General features: G+C 66.5%; 24 protein-coding genes. 18 read left to right on the top strand and 6 right to left on the bottom strand.

Features of this window, described 5'->3' with window-relative positions:
* Positions 1–115: 115 nt before the first annotated feature.
* Entirely contained in the window at positions 116–853 is a 738-nt protein-coding gene (locus AC1DZY_RS04395) for a DUF3750 domain-containing protein (protein WP_476818858.1), read from the bottom strand.
* A gap of 142 nt (positions 854–995) precedes the next feature.
* Here AC1DZY_RS04395 and AC1DZY_RS04390 point away from each other — a divergent pair, with 142 nt between their 5' ends.
* From AC1DZY_RS04390 to AC1DZY_RS04365, 6 genes are all read left to right on the top strand, one after another.
* The gene (locus tag AC1DZY_RS04390) at positions 996–2108 is read left to right on the top strand and encodes a polyamine ABC transporter substrate-binding protein (protein WP_476818857.1); all 1113 of its coding nucleotides are present in this window, start codon (positions 996–998) and stop codon (positions 2106–2108) included.
* A 29-nt stretch (positions 2109–2137) separates the two neighbouring features.
* Positions 2138–3292 (top strand): ABC transporter ATP-binding protein, encoded by a 1155-nt coding sequence (locus AC1DZY_RS04385; protein WP_476818856.1) that lies wholly within the window; start codon positions 2138–2140, stop codon positions 3290–3292.
* Complete coding sequence (locus tag AC1DZY_RS04380) at positions 3289–4176, top strand: ABC transporter permease (RefSeq protein ID WP_476818855.1); 888 nt, start codon at positions 3289–3291, stop codon at positions 4174–4176. Before AC1DZY_RS04385 ends, AC1DZY_RS04380 begins: the two co-directional genes overlap by 4 nt.
* Entirely contained in the window at positions 4173–4961 is a 789-nt protein-coding gene (locus tag AC1DZY_RS04375; protein ID WP_476818854.1) for an ABC transporter permease, read from the top strand. The genes AC1DZY_RS04380 and AC1DZY_RS04375 overlap by 4 nt, the downstream gene beginning before the upstream one ends.
* A 101-nt stretch (positions 4962–5062) precedes the next feature.
* Complete coding sequence (locus AC1DZY_RS04370) at positions 5063–5323, top strand: hypothetical protein (RefSeq protein WP_476818853.1); 261 nt, start codon at positions 5063–5065, stop codon at positions 5321–5323.
* A 127-nt stretch (positions 5324–5450) separates the two neighbouring features.
* Positions 5451–5846 carry a hypothetical protein gene (locus AC1DZY_RS04365; RefSeq protein ID WP_476818852.1) on the top strand — a complete coding sequence of 132 codons (396 nt, stop codon included), beginning with the start codon at positions 5451–5453 and terminating at the stop codon, positions 5844–5846.
* A 45-nt stretch (positions 5847–5891) separates the two neighbouring features.
* Here the strand turns inward: AC1DZY_RS04365 and scpA are convergent, their stop codons facing one another.
* The 4 genes from scpA to AC1DZY_RS04345 all read right to left on the bottom strand — a co-directional run bounded on the left by scpA (position 5892) and on the right by AC1DZY_RS04345 (position 11355).
* Positions 5892–8054: a methylmalonyl-CoA mutase gene (scpA, locus tag AC1DZY_RS04360; protein ID WP_476818851.1), complete on the bottom strand. Its 2163-nt coding sequence runs from the start codon at positions 8052–8054 to the stop codon at positions 5892–5894.
* Positions 8051–8875: a bifunctional hydroxymethylpyrimidine kinase/phosphomethylpyrimidine kinase gene (gene thiD, locus AC1DZY_RS04355; RefSeq protein ID WP_476818850.1), complete on the bottom strand. Its 825-nt coding sequence runs from the start codon at positions 8873–8875 to the stop codon at positions 8051–8053. The genes scpA and thiD overlap by 4 nt, the downstream gene beginning before the upstream one ends.
* On the bottom strand, positions 8872–10791 hold the full coding sequence (locus AC1DZY_RS04350; RefSeq protein WP_476818849.1) for a methylmalonyl-CoA mutase family protein: 1920 nt from the start codon (positions 10789–10791) through the stop codon (positions 8872–8874). Before AC1DZY_RS04350 ends, thiD begins: the two co-directional genes overlap by 4 nt.
* 177 nt (positions 10792–10968) lie before the next feature.
* Positions 10969–11355 carry a DUF2267 domain-containing protein gene (locus tag AC1DZY_RS04345; RefSeq protein ID WP_476818848.1) on the bottom strand — a complete coding sequence of 129 codons (387 nt, stop codon included), beginning with the start codon at positions 11353–11355 and terminating at the stop codon, positions 10969–10971.
* A gap of 138 nt (positions 11356–11493) precedes the next feature.
* Here AC1DZY_RS04345 and AC1DZY_RS04340 point away from each other — a divergent pair, with 138 nt between their 5' ends.
* The 12 genes from AC1DZY_RS04340 (at position 11494) to AC1DZY_RS04285 (ending at position 21679) form a co-directional block, all read left to right on the top strand.
* Positions 11494–13038 carry a helicase HerA-like domain-containing protein gene (locus AC1DZY_RS04340; protein ID WP_476818847.1) on the top strand — a complete coding sequence of 515 codons (1545 nt, stop codon included), beginning with the start codon at positions 11494–11496 and terminating at the stop codon, positions 13036–13038.
* Positions 13039–13229: 191 nt separating this feature from the next.
* Entirely contained in the window at positions 13230–14627 is a 1398-nt protein-coding gene (locus tag AC1DZY_RS04335; protein WP_476818846.1) for a dipeptidase, read from the top strand.
* Positions 14624–15205: an LOG family protein gene (locus AC1DZY_RS04330; RefSeq protein WP_476818845.1), complete on the top strand. Its 582-nt coding sequence runs from the start codon at positions 14624–14626 to the stop codon at positions 15203–15205. The genes AC1DZY_RS04335 and AC1DZY_RS04330 overlap by 4 nt, the downstream gene beginning before the upstream one ends.
* 1 nt (position 15206) lies before the next feature.
* Entirely contained in the window at positions 15207–15386 is a 180-nt protein-coding gene (locus AC1DZY_RS04325; protein ID WP_476818844.1) for a hypothetical protein, read from the top strand.
* A gap of 151 nt (positions 15387–15537) precedes the next feature.
* Positions 15538–16383 carry a DUF3800 domain-containing protein gene (locus tag AC1DZY_RS04320; protein WP_476818843.1) on the top strand — a complete coding sequence of 282 codons (846 nt, stop codon included), beginning with the start codon at positions 15538–15540 and terminating at the stop codon, positions 16381–16383.
* A 177-nt stretch (positions 16384–16560) separates the two neighbouring features.
* Entirely contained in the window at positions 16561–16959 is a 399-nt protein-coding gene (locus AC1DZY_RS04315; protein WP_476818842.1) for a hypothetical protein, read from the top strand.
* Positions 16892–18205 (top strand): DNA-packaging protein, encoded by a 1314-nt coding sequence (locus AC1DZY_RS04310; RefSeq protein WP_476818841.1) that lies wholly within the window; start codon positions 16892–16894, stop codon positions 18203–18205. The genes AC1DZY_RS04315 and AC1DZY_RS04310 overlap by 68 nt, the downstream gene beginning before the upstream one ends.
* Positions 18206–18326: 121 nt before the next feature.
* A complete protein-coding gene (locus AC1DZY_RS04305) occupies positions 18327–19511 on the top strand; it encodes a phage portal protein (RefSeq protein WP_476818840.1) in 1185 nt (394 codons plus the stop codon).
* Positions 19508–19708, top strand: coding sequence for a hypothetical protein (locus tag AC1DZY_RS04300; RefSeq protein WP_476818839.1), 201 nt, complete (start codon positions 19508–19510; stop codon positions 19706–19708). Before AC1DZY_RS04305 ends, AC1DZY_RS04300 begins: the two co-directional genes overlap by 4 nt.
* Complete coding sequence (locus tag AC1DZY_RS04295) at positions 19705–19890, top strand: hypothetical protein (RefSeq protein WP_476818838.1); 186 nt, start codon at positions 19705–19707, stop codon at positions 19888–19890. Before AC1DZY_RS04300 ends, AC1DZY_RS04295 begins: the two co-directional genes overlap by 4 nt.
* The gene (locus AC1DZY_RS04290) at positions 19887–20408 is read left to right on the top strand and encodes an HK97 family phage prohead protease (RefSeq protein ID WP_476818837.1); all 522 of its coding nucleotides are present in this window, start codon (positions 19887–19889) and stop codon (positions 20406–20408) included. Before AC1DZY_RS04295 ends, AC1DZY_RS04290 begins: the two co-directional genes overlap by 4 nt.
* 26 nt (positions 20409–20434) lie before the next feature.
* The gene (locus tag AC1DZY_RS04285; protein WP_476818836.1) at positions 20435–21679 is read left to right on the top strand and encodes a phage major capsid protein; all 1245 of its coding nucleotides are present in this window, start codon (positions 20435–20437) and stop codon (positions 21677–21679) included.
* Between the two features lie 64 nt (positions 21680–21743).
* Here AC1DZY_RS04285 and AC1DZY_RS04280 read toward each other — a convergent pair whose 3' ends face one another.
* Positions 21744–22577, bottom strand: coding sequence for a S1 family peptidase (locus AC1DZY_RS04280; protein WP_476818835.1), 834 nt, complete (start codon positions 22575–22577; stop codon positions 21744–21746).
* Positions 22578–22624: the final 47 nt, after the last annotated feature.

Genomic DNA, 22624 nt, shown 5'->3' with positions numbered 1-22624 from the left:
CCATGCGTCGCAGGGGCGCACAAGTCCGTTGGCTGCGCCTGATCTGCGTTGAAGCTTAGTGGATTCTTCGCTGGCGCTGTTCACGTCTCGCCCAGGCTCGCGTCGTCGTTACGCGCTAGAAGCCCAGCCGCCCCCAGCCCGGAAGCTTGAGCGCGGGGTGGCGCAGATCGAAGCCGGCGACGAGGCCGAGCAGGTTGACCTCAACGCCCTCGACCCAGCCGAGCGTGATCCCGGCTAGCCCATACAGCGAAGCCTGCACGCCGGTGCGGCTCGGTGTCAGCCCGGCAAACAGCCCGTCATCGCGAAAATCCTTGCCGATTGCGGTCGGCGGCAGCGCCTGCCCGAGTTCGGGCACCTCCGCCAGCACATGCTGGACGAAGCTGTTGGAGTTCGGGCCGGGCCAGGCGAGATAGGTGCCAGGCGAGACATAGGCATAGGACGCAACGGCTGCGCGGATGCGCGGGATCAGACGCTCGGCCTCCGCGCCGCGAATTTCGGCGACGGGTTCGGGGACATTGCCGAACCAGCGGCCATCGGCCTCGCGATGGTTGACGCGTACCGGCGTGCCCCAGCCGACGACGTCGAAGCGGGTATAGGCGCTCGCGCCCTTCTCCTTCACCACCACCCAGGAGTGATGCGCGAAGACGCCGCGCCAGCGCCCGACGCGGGCGGCGAAGACATGAACGGTGGCCTCTGGCTCGATCGCCGCCGCCGGCAACAGCTTCGCGCTCGACCAGTCGGCCCCGCGCCAGTCGTCGGCGAGCGGCTGCAAAGACCACCACGCCGCATGGGTGGCGACGGGCAGCAGGAAGAGCAGCGAAAACAGCAGGAGGAAGCGGCGGGTGAAGCGCATGTCTGAGCATATGTGGCGGCGTTGTTGCATCGCAAGACGGGAGGGCTTCGCGGCGCGCGGTCGCGCTGTCACGAAATCGGGTTGAGGCGCGCGATCAAGCTGCTAGCCTTCGCGCTGTTGCCAAGGGGGAGTCGAGACGCAGATGACGATGCGCGGATGGGCGAAAGCGGTGCTTTCCGGTGCAGCGCTTGGGCTTGCGCTGCTGGGCGGCTGCGCAGCCAGCGCGCAGAACAAGGAACTGCGCATCTACAACTGGTCCGATTATGTCGACCCCGAGGTGCTCGACGCCTTCAAGAAGGAAACCGGGACCACGGTCGTCTACGACACCTTCGACCAGATGGAGACGGTCGAGACCAAGCTGCTCGCCGGCAAGACCGGCTACGACCTGATCGTGGTCACCGCCTCGTTCCTGCCGCGCCATATCCCGCTTGGCCTCTATGCGCCGATCGACGCCGCCAAGGTCCCCAACCTCAAAAATGGCTGGCCCGAGATCCAGGGGCGGCTGGCGAAATACGATCCCGGCAACAAATACGCCGTCAATTACATGTGGGGCACCACGGGCATCGGCTACAACGTCGCCAAGATCAGGGAGCGGCTGGGCGCCGACGCCGTGATCGACAGCTGGAAGATCATCTTCGAGCCGGATCAGCTCAAAAAGCTTTCCAATTGCGGCGTGCATGTTCTCGACGCGGTCGAGGAGATGTTTCCGGCCGCGCTGCGCTATCTCGGCCTGAACCCCGATTCCAAGGTCGAGGCCGACCTGAACAAGGCCGGCGAACTGCTGCGCAAGACCCGGCCGCATATCCAGAAATTCGACTCGTCGGAATACATCAACGCGCTCGCCAACGGCGATATCTGCCTCGCGGTCGGCTATTCCGGCGATGTGCTGCAGGCCAGAAAGCGGGCGGACGAGGCCAAGAACAAGGTCGAGATCGCCTACGCCATTCCCAAGGAGGGCGCGCTGATGTGGTTCGATTCCTTCGTCATTCCGAAGGACGCTGCCAACCCGGCCGCGGCGCTCGCCTTCATCGACTTCGTCAACCGCCCGGCCATGGCGGCGAAGAACTCCGATTTCATCCAGTACGCCAATGGCAATCTCGCCTCGCAAGCCCTGCTCTCGGCCTCCGTGCGCGGCAATCCCGGCATCTATCCGCCCGAGAGCGTAATGGCGCGGCTCTACACGATTACGCCTTACGACCAGAAGTCGCAGCGGCTGGTCAACCGGCTCTGGACCCGCGTCAAGACCGGCAAGTGAGGCAGGGGACGGGGCAGGGGACGGGCGCGATGCGCAAGCCTTCGCCCGGCGGCGTGCGCCGTGCCTTTCAACCCTGGAACGATCCTGCCGTAGTTCCGCTTGTCGAATTCCGCGGCGTGACCAAGCACTTCGGTGCGGTCACTGCGATCGAGAACCTGTCGCTGTCGCTCTACCCGCGCGAATTCTTCGCGCTGCTGGGGCCGTCCGGCTGCGGCAAGACCACGCTGATGCGGATGCTGGCCGGTTTCGAGCAACCCGACGAGGGGCAGATCATGCTCGACGGCGTCGACATCACCGCCATTCCGCCGCATCGGCGGCCGATCAACATGATGTTCCAGTCCTACGCGCTGTTTCCGCATCTGAACGTTGCCGACAATGTCGGCTACGGCCTGAAGCGCGAGGGCCTGCCGCGCGCCGAGGTGGCCGACCGCACGGCCGAGATGCTGGCGCTGGTGAAGCTCGGCGGCCTCGAAAGGCGCAGGCCGGATCAGTTGTCTGGTGGCCAGCGCCAGCGCGTCGCTCTCGCCCGCGCTCTCGCCAAACGCCCCCGGCTCCTGCTGCTCGACGAACCGATGGCCGCGCTCGACCGCAAGCTGCGCGAGGCCACGCAGTTCGAGCTCATGGACCTGCAGAGCAGGCTCGGCACGACCTTCATGGTCGTGACCCATGACCAGGACGAGGCCATGATCATGGCCGACAGGATGGCGGTGATGGATCACGGCCGGCTCGTCCAGATCGGCCCGCCGGACGAAATCTACGAAGCCCCGGCCAACCGCTACGTCGCGGAGTTCGTTGGCGACATCAACATCATCGAAGGCCATGTGGTCTTGGTCTCGGGCGATCTCGTCGCCGTCGAGACGGCGATGGCCGGACCGGTCGAACTCGACGAGGACGCACCTGCCTTCGCTGCGGGCGACGCCGTGCTCGTGGGCTTGCGGCCCGAGAAGATCGCGCTCTCGCACGACGAGCCGGTGCAGGCGGTCAACAAGGTCCGGGGCGAGATCTGGGACATCGGCTATCTCGGCGACATGACGATGGTGCAGGTCATGGTCGGCGGGGAGGGCGGGCAGTTGTTCAAGGTCGCGCTCGCCAACAGGACGCGGCGGATCGCTCGGCCCTTCGCCTGGGAGGATGAGGTCTGGCTCTCCTGGGATGTCGAGGCCGGTCTGGTGCTGCGACCATGAGCGCGCGGGCAGGACGGCTGGTCGCAGGCGTGCCGTATCTGTGGCTTCTGCTTTTCTTTCTCGCGCCCTTCGCAATCGTGCTGCGGATGTCGCTCTCGGACGCGGCGACCGCGCTGCCGCCCTATCTCCCCCAGTTCGAGGGATTTTCGAAGCTGCGCGATTTCCTCGCCGCGCTCGATCTCGACAACTTCCGGCTGCTCGCCGAAGACGAGCTCTACTGGCAGAGCTATCTCCAGTCGCTGCGGATCGCAGCCACGACCACCCTGATCGCGCTCGCGATCGGCTATCCGCTTGCCTATGCCATGGCGGTTGCGCCGCGCCGCTGGCGGGGCGTGCTGCTGGTGCTGGTCATCCTGCCGTTCTGGACCTCGTTTCTGATCCGGGTCTACGCCTGGATCGGCATCCTGCGGCCGGACGGGCTGCTCGACGCCGTCCTGCTCCAGCTCGGCCTGACGCAGGAGCCGTTGCGCCTCCTCAACACGGAAGCCGCCGTGCTGATCGGCATGGTCTACAGCTATCTGCCCTTCATGGTGCTGCCGCTTTACGCCAGCCTCGAAAAGCTCGACCGGACGCTGCTGGAGGCTGCAGCCGATCTCGGCGCAAGGCCGACCAGCGCGTTCCTGACGGTGACGCTGCCGCTCTCGCTGCCCGGCATTCTCGCAGGCTGCGCGCTGGTCTTCGTTCCCGCCGTCGGCGAATTCGTCATCCCCGATCTGCTCGGCGGTCCCGACACCACGATGATCGGAAAAGTGCTCTGGACCGAGTTCTTCTCGAACCGAGACTGGCCGCTGGCCTCTGCGGTCGCGATCGTTCTGTTGCTCGTACTCGTCTTGCCGCTGATGCTGCTGCAACGCGCAAAGCTGGCGCGGGGAGAGGCGGCATGAAGCGGCTCGGACCCGGCCTCGTGCTCGCGCTCGTTATGGGCTTCGCCTTCCTCTATCTGCCGATCGTCGCGCTGATCGCCTATTCCTTCAACGCCTCGCGGCTGGTCACGGTCTGGGGCGGGTTTTCAACGCGCTGGTATGGCGCACTACTGGCCAACGAGCCCTTGCGCGAGGCGGCTTGGCTCAGCATCAGGCTGGCTTTCGTCTCGGCCACTCTGGCGACGATTCTCGGTACGCTGGCCGCGCTCGCCTTGACCCGCCACGGCGCCTTCCGCGGCCGGATGCTGTTCTCAGGCATGGTGCTGGCGCCGCTGGTGATGCCGGAGGTGATCACCGGCCTGTCGCTGCTGCTGCTGTTCGTGGCGCTCGATGTCGAGCGCGGCTTCTGGACGGTGACCGCCGCGCACGCGACCTTCGGGCTGGGCTTTGCCTGCATCGTCGTGCAGGCGCGGCTCGCGGGCTTCGATCGTTCGCTGGAAGAGGCGGCCCGCGATCTCGGCGCGACGCCGCTGGCGACGTTTGCGACCGTGACCCTGCCGCTGATCTGGCCTTCCGTCGCCGCCGCCTGGATGCTCGCCTTTACGCTCTCGCTCGACGATCTCGTGATCGCGAGCTTCACGACGGGGCCAGGCGCGACGACTCTGCCGATGCGGCTCTATTCGGCGGTCAGGCTCGGCGTATCACCCGAGATCAATGCCGCCTGCACGATCCTGATCGGCGCGGTTGTGCTCGCCGTGACCGCGGCGTCGCTGCTGCTCGGGCGCGAAGCGCGCTCCGCCAGCTAAATGGCGGGTGAATGGCCGGCTCAACGGCCGTTCAGGCTGGCAATGCGATGGTCTTGCTCAGGACGGGGATTGCCTCCGGCCTCCGCACAGGATCAAGGACCATGTTCCGTAAGATCGCTTCCACCAGCCTCGCAACCCTGCTGATAGGCGCGGCCGTCCTGACGGCCGCCAGCGTCGCGACGGCCGCCCCCGCCGCTGCCTACGACGGCCGCTACGAGCGCTACAGCGAGGGGCCGCGCCCCGGCTGGCGTCCGCCTCCGCCGGCGATGCATGGTTATTGGGGTCACCGGCAGTGGCGGCGCCACCATGACGGCTACGGCTTCCGCGCCCCGCCTCCGCCCTATGGCTATGGTTGGCGTTGACGTAGGGTGATCGGCGGCGGGGCCTCGTATCGCCGCCGCCGCCGCCGCTCATGGTCATCGCCCCCGAGCGCTTGGGAACAATCCGGCCGCGACCGGTGTTTGCCTGTCTGAAGAGAGGACCACGACAATGATCCGCAAGTTTCTCGCCGCATCGGCCACCGCCATCGTGCTCGGAATCGGTATTTTCGCGAGCTGGGGTGTCGCCGTTCCCACCGAGGCGGCAGCGCAGGGCTGGCGCGAATACGACCGCCGCTACGCCTATGATCGCCGTTACGACCGGCGGCGCGCCTATCGCCAGCCGAGCTATCGCCAGCAACCCGCTTACCGCCAGCAGCGCCCGGTCTATGGCGGTGGCTTTCGCAATGGCGGCGGCCTGCAGAATGTTCCTGCCGGTCCTGGCGGTCGGGGGCGCGCCGGCGTGCTGCCCAATGGGCGCGGCTACTATACGCCGCCGGGCGGCCAGCTGCCGAACGGGCAATCCTACGAGACCGGCCCCGCAAATCAGGGTGGCGGCCGCAACTGAGCCGGATTCAGTCGGGCTCGTTCACCGAAAAGGCAGCCGCCGGGGTCACTCGGCGGCTGATCTTTGCGCGTAGCCGAGACGCTGGTTGAGGTCTTCGAGCAACTTTTCGGCCGCATCGGCGATCACGGTGCCCGGCGGGAAGATTGCGCTCGCACCAGCCTCGTAGAGCGCATCGAAATCCTGCGGCGGGATGACGCCGCCGACCACGATCATGATGTCGGGGCGACCGGCCCGGGTCAGGGCTGCCTTCAGTTCCGGCACCAGCGTCAGATGGCCTGCAGCCAGCGACGAGACGCCGACGATGTGGACGTCGTTCTCGACGCCCTGGCGGGCGGCTTCGTCGGGCGTCGCGAACAACGGCCCGATATCGACGTCGAAGCCGAGATCGGCGAAGGCGGACGCGATGACCTTCTGGCCGCGATCATGGCCGTCCTGCCCCATCTTGGCGACGAGGATGCGCGGCCGTCGGCCATCGGCTTCCTCGAAGGCCTCCGTCATCATCTGCACGCGCGTGACCGCAGGGTTCATGGTGCCGACCTCCCGCTTGTAGACGCCCGAAATCGACTTGATCTCGGCCCGGTGACGCCCGAAGATCTTTTCCATCGCCATTGAGATCTCGCCGACCGTCGCCTTGGCGCGGGCCGCCTTGACGGCGAGGTCGAGCAGATTGCCATCGCCAGCAGCGCCGTTTGTCAGCGCCGTGAGAGCGGCCTGCACGTCGGTTTCGCTGCGCTCGGCTTTCAGGCGCCTGAGCTTGTCGAGTTGCTGGCTGCGGACCGAGGCGTTGTTGACCTTTAGAACATCGATCGAGGCCTCGTTGTCGGGCTTGAACATGTTGACGCCGATGATGCCCTGCTGGCGACCGTCGATGCGGGCCTGCGTCTTGGCGGCGGCCTCTTCGATGCGCAGCTTGGGAATGCCGGCCTCGATCGCCTTGGCCATGCCGCCGAGCGCCTCGACCTCGGTGATATGGGCCCAGCCCTTTGCCGCGAGCTCGGCGGTGAGGCGCTCGACATAGTATGAGCCGCCCCAGGGATCGATGATCCGACTCGTGCCGCTCTCCTGCTGCAGCACGATCTGGGTGTTGCGCGCGATCCGGGCGGAGAAGTCGGTCGGCAGGGCGAGCGCCTCGTCGAGCGCATTGGTGTGCAGCGACTGGGTATGCCCTTGTGTCGCCGCCATTGCCTCGATCATCGTGCGCGGCACGTTGTTGAAGACGTCCTGCGCCGTCAGCGACCAGCCCGAGGTCTGGCAATGCGTGCGCAGCGGGAACGATTTTTCCGAGGTCGCGCCGAATTCCTTGACGAGTTTGGCCCAGATCAGCCGGGCCGCCCTGAGCTTGGCGACCTCCATGAAAAAGTTCATGCCGATCGCCCAGAAGAACGACAGGCGCGGCGCGAAGGCGTCGACGCCCAAGCCCGCGCGCTGGCCGGCGCGGATGTATTCGACGCCGTCGGCCAGCGTGTAGCCGAGCTCGAGATCCTGCGTCGCTCCCGCCTCCTGCATGTGATAGCCGGAAATCGAGATCGAGTTGAACTTCGGCATGTGCTGCGACGTGTAGGAGAAGATGTCGCCGATGATCCGCATCGAAGGCGTGGGTGGATAGATATAGGTGTTGCGGACCATGAACTCCTTGAGGATGTCGTTCTGGATCGTCCCCGAGAGCTTCGCCGCCGGCACGCCCTGCTCTTCCGCCGCGACGATGTAGAGCGCCAGCACCGGCAGCACCGCGCCGTTCATCGTCATCGAGACGCTCATCTGGTCGAGCGGAATGCCGGAGAACAGCGTGCGCATGTCGTAGATCGAATCGATCGCGACGCCGGCCATGCCGACATCGCCGCCGACGCGCGGATGGTCGGAATCATAGCCGCGATGGGTCGCCAGATCGAAGGCGACCGAAAGACCCTTCTGGCCGGCAGCAAGATTGCGCCGGTAGAAGGCGTTGGAATCCTCCGCCGTCGAGAAGCCGGCATATTGCCGGATCGTCCAGGGTTGGTTGACATACATCGTCGGGTAGGGGCCGCGAACATAAGGCGCGATGCCCGGCAGCGTATCGACGAAGGGCAGGCCGTCGCGGTCGGCAGCCGTGTAGAGCGGCTTCACCGGAATGCCCTCGGGCGTCAGCCAGATCTCGCCTGCCGCCCAGGGTGCGGTGGCGATGTGCGTGGTGTCGAAGGCGATCTGCGTGAAATCCGGGATGGCGGTCATGACTGGCTCCCGTCGGGTTTGTCCCACCAATGATGGAAATGATGCACCGGTCCGTGGCCATGGCCAACTGGAACCTGGTCGGCGGCCGCTATCGCGGCGGTGATATAGGTTTTCGCGTGAGCCACGGCTTCCGGAAGATCGATTCCCCTGGCGAGCCCGGCTGCGATGGCTGACGACAGCGTGCAGCCGGTACCGTGGGTGTTGCGGGTCGCGTGGCGCGGTGCGTCGAAGCGCAGGCGCTGGCCGTCCGCCAGCAAAAGCAGGTCGGTGCTGGTTTCACCCGAGCCATGCCCGCCCTTGATCAGCACATTGGTCGCGCCGAGGTTTTGCAGCTGGAGCGCCTGCGCGTCGATCGCCGCCTCCTCCTGCGCCATGCTTGCGCCGAGCAGGGTCGCCGCCTCCGGAAGGTTCGGCGTGACCAACGTCGCCAGCGGGAAAAGATGGCGGCGGATCGCGTCGACGGCGTCGTCCTGCAACAATTTTGCGCCCGATGCCGCGACCATTACCGGATCGAGCACGATATTGCGGGCCTTGTGACGGAAAAGACCGGCGGCCACCGTTTCGATCAGCTCCGCCGTGGCGAGCATGCCGATCTTAACCGCCGTGATGTCGAGGTCGGAGAAGACCGCATCGATCTGCGCCGAGACGAATGCGGCCGGTGCGAGATGGATCGCGCTGACGCCCGTCGTGTTCTGCGCCGTCAGGGCGACGATCACGCTCGCGCCATAGACCTGATGCGCCGCGAAGGTCTTGAGATCGGCCTGGATGCCGGCGCCGCCGCTGGAATCCGAGCCGGCGATGGTCAGCGCGATCGCTGTCAAATGACCGTTCCCCGCGATGCCACCGCGATCGCGTGCGCATGGCTGAGCGCCTCGACGACATCGCCGCCCGCATGGATGAACGCGGTGACGCCGGCATCGTTCAACGCGGCCTCCAGTTCGCCGGGCCTGCCCGCGAGCCAGACCGTCGCGCCGCTAGCCTTCAGGGCTGTCGCAGCGGCTGCGCCGTCAGTCGTATAGCCGGCGTCCGAACCGCAAAGGCAGGCGAGGCGCGCGCCGGAAGCGACATAAGCCGAAACCAGGCCTGCGGTGTCGGTCGCGCCTTCGTTGTAGAACCCATGTCCGATTGGGGCGGCAAGCCCGCCGGCCTCGAACAGGTTTCGGGCGAAACCGGCGCGTGCCGTGAAGTCGGCGATGGGGCCCAACGTGGCGAGGAAGACCTGCGGCCGCTGGCTGTCGACAGTCGCGGCGTCGGCCCGATCGCGCAGCGCCTCGAACGGTTCGGCCAGCCGCACGGACGGCAGCGGCTCGGCCTTGAGACCTCCCGCCGGGGCGGAAGGTGTCTCGACTTTACGAGTTACGACATCCAGAACCTTGACCGGCGCCTCGGTCAGGTTGGGATATTCGCTCGTGCCGGTCAGCGGTTCGCGGCGCGTTGCTATGGCCTTGGCGCTGACGGCGCGCTGCCGGGCGAGGCCGCCCTGGACATGGCCGTTGGCAAGCGCGGCGACGATGCCGGGCATGTCGTCCCTGGCCTCGCGCTCCAGATCCTGCAGCTTCGTCCACGCCTGTTCGCAAAGCGCCTGCGTCAGCGCCTCGAAACCGCCCGCGCCGGCGGCGGGATCGACGACGCGCCAGAGACTGGCTTCTTCCAGCAGGACGAGTTGGGTGTTGCGGGCGACGCGGCGCGCAAAGGCGTCGGGCAGGCCAAGTGCCGCCGTAAAGGGCAGGACCGTTAGCGAGTCCGCGCCGCCGACGCCAGCCGAGAAGGTTGCTATCGTGGCGCGCAGCATGTTGACCCAGGGATCGCGCCTGGTCAGCGCGCGCCAGGAGGTTTCGGCGTTGAGCACCATCGGTTTCGGGTCGAGGCCGCAGGCCTCCTGCACGCGCGCCCAGAGCAGGCGGGCGGCGCGAAATTTGGCGATGGTCATGAACTCGTCGGTGTCGGTGACGAGCACGAACGAGATCGCGTCGCGCGCATCGGCGAGCGTCATGCCCTGCGCTTCGAGCGCGCGCAGATAGGCGATGGCCGTGGCCAGCGCGCCGCCAAGCTCCTGCGCCTCGGTCGCGCCGGCCTCGTGATAGGGGCGGGCATCGGCTGTGACGAACGGGCCGGCGAAGCCTTGTCCCTTCAGTGTCGCGACCGTCTCGGCCAGATCGCGGCCGGTCTCGGGCCAAGAGACTGCAAGCCGTCCGGTGCTTGCAAAGAGCCCGATCGGGTCGAGTCCGAAATCGATCGATACGCCGGCAGGCGGCAGGGCGCGCTTCTCGACCAGAGCCGCCAGCATGAGCGCATTCGCGCGTCCCTGTGGCGCGGGATCGATGCGCAGGCCGATCAGGTCGAGCATCACCCCGTCGAGCGCGGTATCCAGCGCTGCGACATCCCCAGCGGCGAGCCCGAAGCCTCGCGCGGCCTGCGCTCCCGCAAAGCTCAGCGCGAGCGAATCCGCCCCGCCCTCGAGATCGGCAAGCGCCAGCGTGCGCGCTTCGTCGGCGTCGGGATGGTCGACACGGGCGCAGACCTGCCAGCGGCCTGCCTCCGCGCGCAACGGGCGCTGGGCCGGGTTTGCGGCAGCGTAGAGCGGTTCGATGCGAATGCCGTCAGCGCTGCGGGCGACGAGGCGCTTCTCGAAATCGCCGCCCTTGAGCACCTTGTCGACCGCTGCACGCCACTGCGCCGTATCGGGCAGCGGAAAGGCGTCCATGAAAGGCAGGTCTGACAAGGGGGCCGAGTTCATCTGCGCCGGTGCTCCTTACGCCCCGCCATTGTGCAATCGCGAAGCGCTGATTGCCATGGGTGCTGCCGCACCGCCATCCCTACTTCGTCGCAAGCGGCGTGCACGGATGTGCGCAGCAACGCAAAACGCCGCCACGAGGGCGGCGTTACGCGATCGCGGATCGGGCAGCGTGAAAGCTCAGACGAACTGGCTCAGGCCCGGAATGGCGCCGACGATCGCGCCCATCGTATCCTCGCCGGCCTGCTCGCGGCCGACCGCGAACATCTCCTTGGAGACGGTCTGGATCTGGCCCATCGACAGGCCCGCGCCCATCAACTGGCCACCGAGCGCCATCACGCCGCCGCCACCGCCCATCAGGCCGCCTACCATGCCCATCAGTCCGCCCTTGGCGCCGCCCTCGGCATCCGCGAGTTCCTGCGCGCCGGGAAGCGCCGCCATCAGCTGGCCGATCTCGGCCGGGGGGCCTTCCTTCTGCAGGAAGGCGAGGATGATGCCGATCGCCTTGCGCGCGAGTTCCTCATTGAGGCCCGAGGCCGCGATGATGCGGGAAATCAGTTCGTCCATGGCTCTCATCCTTCAGTGGAGTGGCAGCGGATAGTTCACATATTAACGATCTATTCAAGCCCGGATCGGGCTTCCGCCGACAGTCGCGGTTCGCTACACCCTTTGCCTGACGCATCGATAACACAACAGGCAGACATCATGAGCGATGACGGCGCGATTCTGATCGGCAAGAGCTGGAAAGAGGAAAATCTCCTGCTCAAGCTCGCCAACCGCCATGGCCTGGTGACCGGCGCGACCGGCACCGGCAAGACGGTGACGCTGCAGGTCATGGCCGAGGGTTTCGCCCGTAACGGCGTCCCGGTCTTCGCAGCCGACATCAAGGGTGATCTGTCAGGCATCGCCGCGCCGGGCAGCTCCCAGCCGGCCTTCGTCAAGCGCGCCAAGGAAATCGGCGTCACCTACGAGGCCGACCAGTTCACCACCGTGTTCTGGGATGTCTTCGGCGAGCAGGGGCACCCGGTGCGCGCCACGATCTCGGAGCTGGGGCCGCTCCTGCTGGCGCGCCTGCTCGATCTCAATGACACGCAGGAGGGCGTGCTGAACATCGCCTTCCGCATCGCCGACGAGCAGAAGCTGCTGCTTCTCGACCTGAAGGATTTGCGCGCGATCCTGTCCTACATCGCCGAGAACGCGCAGGACCTGACGACCAAATACGGCAACGTCACCGCACAATCGGTCGGCACGATCCAGCGCTCGCTGCTCGTGCTGGAGAACCAGAAGGGCGACTTGTTCTTCGGCGAGCCGGCGCTGGACATCAACGACCTGATGAAGACCGACCGCGACGGGCGCGGCATCGTCAACATCATGGCCGCCGACAAGCTGATGGCCAATCCGCGGCTTTACGCGACCTTCCTGCTCTGGCTGCTGTCCGAACTGTTCGAGCAGTTGCCGGAGGTCGGCGATCTCGACAAGCCCAAGCTCGTCTTCTTCTTCGACGAGGCGCATCTGCTGTTCAACGGCGCGCCCAAGGCGCTGCTGACGGCAGTCGAGCAGGTGGTCAGGCTGATCCGCTCCAAGGGCGTCGGCGTCTATTTCGTGACGCAGAACCCGCTCGATATTCCCGATACCGTGCTCTCCCAACTCGGCAACCGCGTCCAGCATGCGCTGCGCGCCTTCACCCCGCGCGACCAGAAGGCGGTCAAGGCGGCCGCCGAAACCTTCCGTCAGAATCCGAAATTCTCGACCGAGGAAGCGATTACCCAGCTTGCCGTCGGCGAGGCCCTGACCTCGACGCTGGAGGGCAAGGGCACGCCGACCATGGTCGAGCGCACGCTGATCGCGCCGCCGATGGCGCAGGTCGGCCCCTGCAGCGTGCAGGAGCGCCAGCAGGCGCTGGCCAATTCCGGCTTCAAGGGCAAATACGACACCATGATCGACCGCGAGTCGGCTTATGAAGAGCTGATGAAACGCAAGAACCTCCAGCCCGACGGGACGCCGGTCGAGGCGTCCACGACGGGTGGAGGCGGCATCATGGACACGATCGGCGGCTGGCTCGGCACGGCGACCGGCAGCGCGCCGCGCCCCAAGACCGGCCCCGGCAGCCGCGGCGGCGCGATGCCCCAGAGCATGACCGAGAAGATCATCACCTCGGCGGCCCGCTCCGCCGCGACCTCGATCGGCCGGCAGGTCGGCACCGCGATCCTGCGCGGCGTGCTCGGCTCGATGATGGGGGGCAAGCGCTGAGGCGGAAGCCGTCCGCCCGGGCTTGACCCGACATCTTCTGGAAGAGCTTCCCGGGTCTGGGCTGCGCTCCGCCCGAGAATGATGCGCAATCGCGCCATGCGGCGGGGCGGGCTGACGAACTCGTCCGGCCTTGCCATGATGGCGCAACCTGAATCGGCTCCCGCCCGAGCCATCACAACAAGTCGAGTGCCATGACAAAGCTTCCCGCGATCCTCTCCCGCCTCGATGCCGATCTCGACGGCTCGCTTGCAAGGCTGTCGTCCTGGCTCGAAATCCCGTCGATCTCGACCGACGCAACCTATTGGCCCGACAGCCGCCGTGCCGCCGAGTGGTTGAGCAGGGATCTTGAATCGCTCGGCTTCAAGGCCGGCCTGCGCGAGACGCCGGGCCAGCCCGTGGTGCTCGGCCACCGGCCGAAAGCCGGCGCGCCGCATGTATTGTTCTACGGCCATTACGACGTGCAGCCGGTCGATCCGCTGGAGCTCTGGGAGACCGACCCGTTCAAGCCGGTGATCAAGGAGCTCTCGCCCGGCCGCAAGATTATCGTCGCGCGCGGGGCCTGCGACGACAAGGGCCAGGTCATGACCTTCGTCGAGGCGATGCGCGCCACCATCGCCGAAACCGGCGACCTGCCGGTCGGCGTCACCATCCTGGTCGAGGGCGAGGAGGAATCGGGCTCGGTCAGCCTGCCGGCCTTCGTGCGCGAGAACGCCGAGGAGCTGAAGGCCGATTTCGCGCTGGTCTGCGACACCGGCATGTGGGACCGGCAGACCCCGGCGATCACCGCCTCGCTGCGCGGCATGGTGTATCAGGAGGTCGCGATCACCTGCGCCGATCGCGACCTGCATTCGGGCCTGTTCGGCGGCGCGGCCGCCAACCCGGTGCATCTGCTGGCGCGCATCGTCGCCAGTCTGCATGACGAGACCGGGCGCATCATGGTGCCGGGCTTTTATGAGGGCGTCGAGGAGCCGACCAATCAGCAAAAGGCCGATTGGGCCGATCTCGGCCTCACCGAGGAGGAGTTTCTCGGCCAGATCGGCCTGAAGCACTCTATCGGCGAAAAGGGCCGCATGCTGATCGAACAGATCCAGTCGCGCCCGACCTGCGACGTCAACGGCATCTGGGGCGGCTATACCGGGCAGGGCACCAAGACGGTGATCGCGGCGAAAGCCTCGGCCAAGGTCTCGTTTCGCCTCGTCGGCAAGCAGGACCCGCAGAAGATCGCCGCCGCTTTCCAGGCGTTCGTGCGCGAACGGCTGCCCGACGATTGCACGGCGGAGTTCATCACCCATGGAGCCTCGCCGGCCATCGCCGTACCGCTCGATTCCCCGGCCCTGCGCAAGGCGCAGGCAGCGCTGACGCAGGAATGGGGCCGCAAGGCGGTGACCATCGGCTCGGGCGGCTCGGTGCCGGTCGTCGGCGATTTCAAGCGGCTGCTTGGCATGGATACGCTGCTCGTCGGCTTCGGCCTCGACGACGACCGGCTGCACTCGCCCAACGAGAAATATGATCTCTCGTCGTTCCACAAAGGCCAGCGCTCCTGGGCGCGCATCTTGCAGGCCTTGGGTACGGAAGAGGTTGGTGCATGAAATCGGTTTGTGTCTTCTGCGGCTCCAATCCCGGCAATGATCCAGTCTATGCGGCCGCCGCGCGCGCGATGGGGGCGGAAATCGCCCGGCGCGGGCTGGTGCTGGTCTATGGCGGCGGTGCGGTCGGGCTTATGGGCATCGTCGCCAACGCCGCGCTGGACGCCGGCGGTGAGGTCCATGGCGTGATCCCACGCGCGCTACGCGAAAAGGAGGTCGGGCATCACCATCTGACCCGGCTCGAGATCGTCGAGACCATGCATGTCCGCAAGGCGCGCATGGCCGAACTCTCGGATGGCTTCATCGCGCTGCCCGGCGGCATCGGCACCTTCGAGGAACTGTTCGAGATCTGGACCTGGGGCCAACTCGGCATCCACTCCAAACCGCTCGGCCTGCTCAATGTTGCGGGCTTCTACGACCCGCTGGCGACGTTCCTCGACGCCACGGTCGAGGCCGGCTTCCTCAAGCAGACGCATCGCGCCATGGCGATGACGGACACGGAAGGCGCGACCCTGCTCGACCGGATGGAGCAGTATGTGCCGGCTGCGACGATCAAATGGGTCGAGAAGGAGGAGGTGTGAGATGGGCGAGGTCAGGATAGAGCATTGCGTCCTCGGCTCCCAGCATGTCTTCACATCGCCGGATGTGCCTGGGCTTTTCGTTGCGCATACCGATCGAGAGACAGCCGAGCGCGATGTCCCGGCAGTGATCGACATGTTGAAGCGCATGCAGGAACGGCTCGCCCTGCGGAGGCAAAAATAGGACTGGTCGGCATGTAGTAATTCCCGGACCCAACTATTATCGTTCGCGGGCGAGTGCGTCGTGACCCCGCTCAGTCGCAAGCCGTGGCTGCCGTCCGGCTTTTCATTTCCTCTCTGGATTGCCAGAGCCCGCCAGAAGGCGCAGGGCCCTAATGCCAGTACAGGTATTCGCTGACGAAAGTGAAGGCGCTCCCCCTGGGGTGCGCAATCATTTCGTTATGGCTGGTCTGATCGGTTATTCGGAGGACTGGGCGCTATTTTCGGACGAATGGCGCATTTGCCTTCTCAGTGGTCCTCGTCGTCTCGCCTATTTCGAGATGAAGGAAGCTGCCGGACTCAGTGGCCTCTTCTATGGATGGTCGGAAGGTGAGCGCGATGAAAAAGTCCGCGCGCTCGCAAAGATCATAAATAAGTACGCCAAAATATGCATTTGGTCGGTCATCGACCTTGAGGCTCATGCCCAAATTTGGGCAAAACGGCTCCCCAAACCAAACTCAGAGCCCTATTTTTGGCCCTTTCAAAATACGATCTTAGCCGCCTGCTTTACGCTGTGGGATGCTGGCCTGCGTGAGAGATTTGAGATGATATTCGACGAGAATGTCATCTTCGGCCCTCGCGCAAATGCTTGGTATCCGATGGTTCGGGAAGTGGGATCGATCCGTGAGCCGGAAGCCTCGGTGATACTTCCCGTCGATCCTCTGTTTAGAGATGACAAGGAATTCTTGCCGCTGCAGGCAGCGGACCTCTACGCGTGGACGATCAGAAAGGCGACCAATGAGCCCACGTACAAAGGGTTTCACTGGCTCTTAGATGAATTGAGAGACGTCCGGGCGACTGAGTATTCGCAATATTACGACGCGGAACGCATGGAGTCCGTCTGGGCAATGACGATGGAGAACGTTCGCGAAAAGAAGGTCCCTAACCACTTACTCGAAAGAGCAAGGACCATCCGGGGAAGCGCGCCCTCGGCGCGTATCAGATCATTCACGCCAGGCTAGGTTTAGGTGCGGTTGCCGCATCGTCGTACCCTATGATATGAAAAATAGGAATTTATCCCTTGACATCGTGACGCTGATCCGATAGACATCAGGAACGCTCACGAAGTGTGACCAGACGCCAAGCCGCCGCGCTCTCCAGCCGGCGGCTTTTGTGTATCCGGTCCCGGAGATTTCGCCATGTCCGACGATGAAGACGACGCTCCGGCCTTGCCGGCGGCGAAGGGCAGGCGTTTGCCCGTCAGCCGCAAGGCGGTGGTGACGAAGCTCTGGCGCGCCGCGAAACGCCAGCTTGAAGCGCATGAGGCGCATCTCGACGAATTGCCGAAGGGCGCGGCCGCCAGCGAAAGCGACGCCAAGGCGCTGGCGGTGCTGGCCCGCACGGTCCGCGAACTGGTCGCGCTCGAAGGCGCGACCGCCAGCCACGAGGGCAAGTCCAACGATGATCTCTCGCCCGCCGCCGGACTGCGCCATGTCGCCGAACTCCGAAAGGAGCTTGCACGACGTCTTGATGCGCTTGCCGATCGCGAGTTGGGCGAGGCTCATTCCCAAGGATCTCCTGCCGGATCTGAGCCCTGACCTTACAACGGTCCTCGGCGAGACCTGGCGCCTCTTCGGCCGGAGCGACCAACAGCCCGGAAAGCCGCCGCAAAAGCCTGTCTGGCTAGTCCTCGGCGGGCGTGGCGCCGGCAAAACCCGGACCGGGGCCGAATGGGTCAAGGGTATGGCGCTCGGGCACGCGCCCTTTGCGGACCGGCCGACCGAACGGATCGCACTGGTCGGCGAGACGCAAGGCCAGGTCCGTGACGTCATGATCGAGGGCGTCTCCGGGCTGCTCTCGATCCATACGCGGTGGGAGCGGCCGACCTGGCATCCCTCTCGCCGGCGGCTGGAATGGCCCAATGGCGCGATCGCGCAGGCCTTCTCGGCGGAAGACCCCGAAGGGCTGCGCGGTCCGCAATTCGGCGCGGCCTGGTCGGACGAACTGGCCAAATGGCCCAATCTTCAGGAGTGCTGGGACATGCTGCAGTTCGGCTTGCGGCTCGGCGACAGGCCGCGCCAGATCGTGACCACGACGCCCCGCCCGCTGCCGCTGATCAAGCGGCTTCTGGCCGATCCCCATGTAGCGGTCAGCCGGGCGGCGACAGGCGCGAACCGCTTCAATCTCGCTCCCGAATTCCTGCGCAGCATCACACACGCCTATGGCGGCACAAGGCTCGGGCGACAGGAGATCGACGGCGAAATCGTCGAGGAAAGCGCCGACGCGCTCTGGACACGCGCCATGATCGAGGATTGCCGCGTGGCGACCGCGCCGGCGCTGGTGAGGATCGTGGTCGCGGTCGACCCGCCGGCATCCTCGTCGCAACGGGCCGATTCCTGCGGGCTCGTCGTCGCCGGCGTGGATCGCGATGGCATCGGCCATGTGCTGGAGGACGGCACGGCCTCGGGCGTCCGCCCGCATGAATGGGCTGCGAAGGCGGTGGCGCTCTATCAGCGCTTCGAGGCCGACGCGCTCGTCGTCGAGGTCAACCAGGGCGGCGAAATGGCGGAGAGCGTCATTCGCGAGGTCGCTTCCGACGTGCCGGTGACGGCGGTCAGGGCGACGCGCGGGAAGTATCTGCGGGCCGAGCCGGTCGCTGCGCTTTATGCGCAAGGCCGGGTGCGCCATGCCGGCCGCTTTCCGCAACTCGAAGACGAGATGTGCGATTTCGGCCCGACTGGCTTGAGTTCCGGGCGCTCGCCCGACCGGCTCGACGCGCTGGTCTGGGCGCTGACGCATCTGATGCTCGCAGCCAGAGGAAGGCCGCGGGTGAGGGGGATTTAGAGGGCGTCATTCTCGGGCGAAGCGCAGCGCAGACCCGGGAAGCTCATGACCAGTTCTGAACGTCATGCTCGGGTCGAGCCAGAGCATGACGACGCGTCCTGACTGCAACAGCGAGACATTCATGCTCAACTTCCTTCGCAACCTGCGCGGCACAGCCGCGCCGGACCAGAAGCGTTCGCGCGTCGGGCCGCTGATCGCGCTGCATGAGGCCGGGCGACCGGTCTGGACGCCGCGCGACTATGCCGCGCTCGCCCGCGAGGGCTATGAGCGCAACCCGGTCGTCCATCGCTGCGTCCGGCTTATCGCCGAGGCGGCAGCCCAAATGCCGTTCGTCGCCAAGATCGGCGGGCGCGAGGAGCCGGAACATCCGGCGCTCGCGCTGATCGAGCGGCCCAACCCGCGCCAGGGCGGCATCGCATTCCGCGAGATGCTCTATGGGCATCTGCTCGTCGCCGGCAACGCCTATATCGAGGCGGCCAGCGTGGGTCGCGAGCCACGCGAACTTTTCGCGCTACGGCCGGACCGAATGCGCCTCGTGCCGGGCCGCGACGGCTGGCCCGAAGCTTACGACTACACCGTCGGCGGCGAGACGGTCCGCTTCCGGCAGGACGAGGGCGCGCTGCCCTCGATCCTGCATCTGACGCTGTTCCATCCGGTGGACGACCACTACGGGCTCTCGCCGATCGAGGCCGCCGCCTGCTCGCTCGACATCCACAATGCCGCGAGCAACTGGCACAAGGCGCTGCTCGACAACGCGGCCAGGCCCTCGGGCGCGCTGGTCTATGACGGGCCCGATGGCGCGGGCCTGACCGACGTCCAGTTCGAACGGCTGAAGGCCGAGCTGGAAGAGAGCTTCCAGGGCGCGCGCAATGCCGGCCGGCCGCTGCTGCTGGAGGGCGGGCTCGACTGGAAGCCGCTCTCGCTGACGCCTGCCGAACTCGATTTCGTTGCCGCCAAGGGTGTCGCGGCGCGCGAGATCGCGCTCGCCTTCGGCGTGCCGCCGCTGCTGCTGGGCCTGCCGGGCGACAACACGCACGCCAATTTCGCCGAGGCCAACCGCGCCTTCTGGCGGCAGACCGCGATCCCGCTGGTCCGGCGCACGGCGCAGTCGCTGGCGCAGTGGCTTGGGCCGGCGTTCGGCGATGCGCTGACGCTGGAGCCCGATCTCGACGCCATCGAGGCGCTGGCCGACGAGCGCGAGTCGCTATGGCGGCGCGTCGATGCCGCGACTTTCCTCAGCGACGACGAGAAGCGCGAAGCGGTCGGCTATGGCCTGAAGGCGCAGACGCAGGAGGCGTCCCCATGAACGTGCTCGACCAGATCATCACCGCCTTCGTCGGGCGCGGCGATGTCGGCCATCTCGGACTTTTGCTCTGGGCGGGATCGGCCTCGGCCTTCGCCTATTTCATGCTGCGCGAGCTGACCGCCGCCAATCGGCGCTTCGACGAATTCGTTCGCGAACTCAACCGCTTCAACGCCCGCCATGAAGGAGAACAGCCATGACGCGTGCCAATGAGAAGACACCGTCGCCATCTGCATCGACCAGCGCGGGCCGCAGCCAGAAGCCGACGCGGCCGAGCGCCGGCGCCGAGGCGTTCGGCCGCTTCGTCGGCACGCTGGCCAGGCTCGAAGGCGGTTCGCCAGGCAAGGGCCAGTCGCGCAGCGGCAAGGAGGGTGGTCGATGAGAATGGCTCCTGCCGCAGGCCCCTTCGCGCGCGAGTCGAAGTTTCTGGCGCAGCCACCGACCAGGGTTCGGCTCGACGGCATGTTCGAAGGCTATGCCAGCCTGTTCCGCATCGCCGATCTCGGCCGGGACGTGGTCGAGCCCGGCGCCTTTCGCGAGAGCCTGGTGCGACGCGGGCCATCCGGGATCAAGCTGCTCTGGCAGCATGATCCAGCCGAGCCGATCGGCCGCTGGATCAGCCTGATCGAGGATTCGCGCGGGCTGTTCGTTCGCGGCCAGCTTTCGCTCGCCGTCGGGCGCGCCCGCGAAATCCACGCGCTGATGCGAGAAGGCGCAGTCGACGGCCTGTCGATCGGCTTTCGGCCCGAAAAGGCCCGCACCGAACCGAAGACGGGCCTGCGCCGTCTGGAGCGGGTCGATCTCTGGGAAATCTCGCTCGTCACCTTCCCGATGCTACCGCAGGCCCGCGTCTCCGCCGTCAAGGCGCTGCCGGGTGCAGCGGCTTTTGCCCACGCCTGAACCTGTTCCATCCCCGAGGAGAGACTATGACCACCTTGAACCATGCTCCCGAGACCAAGGCCGCCGGCGCCGATCTGTCGCTGGCTTTCGAGGATCTGCGCTACACGCTGGAAAGCTATCGCGTCAGCAACGACGAGCGCCTGGCCGAGATCGAGACCCGGCGCGGCGTCGACCCGCTGACGCAGGAGAAGATGGCGCGCATGGATGCCGCCCTCGACGAGACGCTGCAGAAGGTCGACCGGCTGACGCTCGACCGCAACCGCCCGGCGCTCGGCCGGGAGGACCATCGCGATCCGCTCGTCGGCGAGCACAAGGCCGCCTTCGCTTCCTATATCCGCAGCGGCGAGGCCGGTGGCCTCAAGCGGCTCGAAGGCAAGGCGCTGTCGGCTGGCTCGGGTCCCGACGGCGGCTATCTCGCGCCCTCCACGGTCGAGAGCGAGATTCTGCGTGGCCTCGCCAATGCCTCGCCGATCCGCGCGATCGCGACGGTGCGGACGATCTCGTCGGGCACCTACAAGAAGGCGTTCTCGACCACCGGTCCGGCTTCGGGCTGGGTCGCCGAGGCTGCCGCGCGTCCCCAGACCGGCTCGCCGACGCTGGCCGAGTTGTCCTTCCCGGCGATGGAACTCTACGCCATGCCGGCGGCGACGCAGACGCTGCTCGACGACGCCATCGTCAACATCGACCAGTGGATCGCCGAGGAGGTCGAGAGCGCCTTCGCCGAACAGGAGGGCGCCGCCTTCGTTTCAGGCGACGGGGTCGACAAGCCTAAGGGCTTCCTGGCCTATCCGACGGTGGCCGACGCAAGCTGGAGCTGGGGCAATATCGGCGTGCTCAATACCGGCGTCGCCGGCGCTTTCGCGGCGTCCAACCCTTCCGACATCCTGGTCGACCTGGTCTATGCGCTGAAGGCCGGCTATCGCCAGAACGGCTCCTTCGTGATGAACCGCAAGACGCAAGGCGTGGTGCGCAAGTTCAAGGACTCGACTGGGCATTATCTCTGGCAGCCGCCGGCCTCGGTCGGCGCGCCGGCGACGCTGATGGGCTTTCCGCTGGTCGAGGCCGAGGACATGCCCAACATCGCCAACAACGCGATCTCGCTGGCGTTCGGCGACTTCCGGCGCGGCTATCTCGTGGTCGACCGGGCGGGCGTGCGCATCCTGCGCGACCCCTACTCCGCCAAGCCTTACGTGCTGTTCTACACGACCAAGCGCGTCGGGGGTGGCGTGCAGGACTTTGCCGCGATCAAGGGCCTGAAGTTCGCCGTATAAGGCTTCGCCATGTGCGTAATTCGCCTCGGGTCGTTCTTGCGATCCGGGGCGAAGGCTTGTCGGCTCAGCGCGAGAACCACCAGCTGTAGCCGGCGCGCGGGACTGCAGGCTCGCTGCGGCCGTCGCCGCCCAGAGCGAGCAGGCGGCCGCTCGCTTCCGAAATCCAGGAGCGGTGGTCGCTGACCGGCGTGATCGCGGTGAAGCCGCCGCAAATCCGTCGGATGCGCGAGTTCAGCGGTCCGCTCGACCAGCTGATGATCCCGACGAGGTCGCGCGAATCCCCCGCGCCGCGCAGGACCGGGCCGCCGGAATCGCCCCGGCAGGCGCCAGCGCCGGGGCTCTCGCCCCTGGCTTCGGCGTCGACCGCGACCTTGACGGTGTTGGCGGTGGTGTAATTGCCGGCATTCACCAGCCGCGTCTCGCGCAGCTTGCGGGCGGTGTTCTTGTTGTCCTCGATGGCCAGCCCATAGCCCGCCATCGTTACGGTCTCGCCCTGCCAGAGACCGCCGCCGAGCGTCAATGGCTCGATGTCGCGCGGCAGGGGCGAGGCCAGACGCAGCACCGCGAGATCGGCTCCGGGCTGGGTGCGCGGCGTCGTGCCGGGCACGAAACTCGGATGCGGTAGCACGGCGATGACCAGGTGCCGGCGCGGACGGAAGCGCGGGTCGAGGCTGACGACGCTGACCGAGCCGCCGCCCATCAGGCAATGCGCGGCCGTGATGACGAGTTCGGGCGCGATCGCCGCGCCGGAGCACAATTCGCCCTTGCTGGTCTCCACGCGAAGGGTCGAGGCGCGCACGCCGCCGGCATCACGCGAAGCGGTTCCGCCGACGACCGCCAGCGCAGGCGAGGCGACAGTCGCGAGGGCGGCAACGAGAACGAACGCACGTAAGATCATCGGAGCAACCGGGTCCAGAGCAGCCCGCAGTCTATGGGTTGCAGCGG

The organism is Allobosea sp. P2_A10, assembly GCF_056405115.1.
The sequence above is the reverse complement of the archived record's forward strand: the minus strand, read 5'-3'. Positions and strand labels throughout refer to the sequence as shown.

Coding starts and splice junctions, on each gene's coding strand:
- AC1DZY_RS04365 (WP_476818852.1), top strand. CDS start 5,451: ATGATCCGCAAGTTTCTCGCCGCATCGGCCACCGCCATCGTGCTCGGA.
- AC1DZY_RS04290 (WP_476818837.1), top strand. CDS start 19,887: ATGAGAATGGCTCCTGCCGCAGGCCCCTTCGCGCGCGAGTCGAAGTTT.
- AC1DZY_RS04345 (WP_476818848.1), bottom strand. CDS start 11,355: ATGGACGAACTGATTTCCCGCATCATCGCGGCCTCGGGCCTCAATGAG.
- AC1DZY_RS04315 (WP_476818842.1), top strand. CDS start 16,561: ATGTCCGACGATGAAGACGACGCTCCGGCCTTGCCGGCGGCGAAGGGC.
- AC1DZY_RS04300 (WP_476818839.1), top strand. CDS start 19,508: ATGAACGTGCTCGACCAGATCATCACCGCCTTCGTCGGGCGCGGCGAT.
- AC1DZY_RS04340 (WP_476818847.1), top strand. CDS start 11,494: ATGAGCGATGACGGCGCGATTCTGATCGGCAAGAGCTGGAAAGAGGAA.
- AC1DZY_RS04380 (WP_476818855.1), top strand. CDS start 3,289: ATGAGCGCGCGGGCAGGACGGCTGGTCGCAGGCGTGCCGTATCTGTGG.
- AC1DZY_RS04395 (WP_476818858.1), bottom strand. CDS start 853: ATGCGCTTCACCCGCCGCTTCCTCCTGCTGTTTTCGCTGCTCTTCCTG.
- AC1DZY_RS04385 (WP_476818856.1), top strand. CDS start 2,138: ATGCGCAAGCCTTCGCCCGGCGGCGTGCGCCGTGCCTTTCAACCCTGG.
- AC1DZY_RS04335 (WP_476818846.1), top strand. CDS start 13,230: ATGACAAAGCTTCCCGCGATCCTCTCCCGCCTCGATGCCGATCTCGAC.
- AC1DZY_RS04330 (WP_476818845.1), top strand. CDS start 14,624: ATGAAATCGGTTTGTGTCTTCTGCGGCTCCAATCCCGGCAATGATCCA.
- AC1DZY_RS04280 (WP_476818835.1), bottom strand. CDS start 22,577: ATGATCTTACGTGCGTTCGTTCTCGTTGCCGCCCTCGCGACTGTCGCC.
- AC1DZY_RS04320 (WP_476818843.1), top strand. CDS start 15,538: ATGCCAGTACAGGTATTCGCTGACGAAAGTGAAGGCGCTCCCCCTGGG.
- AC1DZY_RS04390 (WP_476818857.1), top strand. CDS start 996: ATGACGATGCGCGGATGGGCGAAAGCGGTGCTTTCCGGTGCAGCGCTT.
- AC1DZY_RS04350 (WP_476818849.1), bottom strand. CDS start 10,791: ATGAACTCGGCCCCCTTGTCAGACCTGCCTTTCATGGACGCCTTTCCG.
- AC1DZY_RS04305 (WP_476818840.1), top strand. CDS start 18,327: ATGCTCAACTTCCTTCGCAACCTGCGCGGCACAGCCGCGCCGGACCAG.
- AC1DZY_RS04370 (WP_476818853.1), top strand. CDS start 5,063: ATGTTCCGTAAGATCGCTTCCACCAGCCTCGCAACCCTGCTGATAGGC.
- AC1DZY_RS04325 (WP_476818844.1), top strand. CDS start 15,207: ATGGGCGAGGTCAGGATAGAGCATTGCGTCCTCGGCTCCCAGCATGTC.
- AC1DZY_RS04295 (WP_476818838.1), top strand. CDS start 19,705: ATGACGCGTGCCAATGAGAAGACACCGTCGCCATCTGCATCGACCAGC.
- AC1DZY_RS04285 (WP_476818836.1), top strand. CDS start 20,435: ATGACCACCTTGAACCATGCTCCCGAGACCAAGGCCGCCGGCGCCGAT.
- AC1DZY_RS04310 (WP_476818841.1), top strand. CDS start 16,892: ATGCGCTTGCCGATCGCGAGTTGGGCGAGGCTCATTCCCAAGGATCTC.
- AC1DZY_RS04375 (WP_476818854.1), top strand. CDS start 4,173: ATGAAGCGGCTCGGACCCGGCCTCGTGCTCGCGCTCGTTATGGGCTTC.
- scpA (WP_476818851.1), bottom strand. CDS start 8,054: ATGACCGCCATCCCGGATTTCACGCAGATCGCCTTCGACACCACGCAC.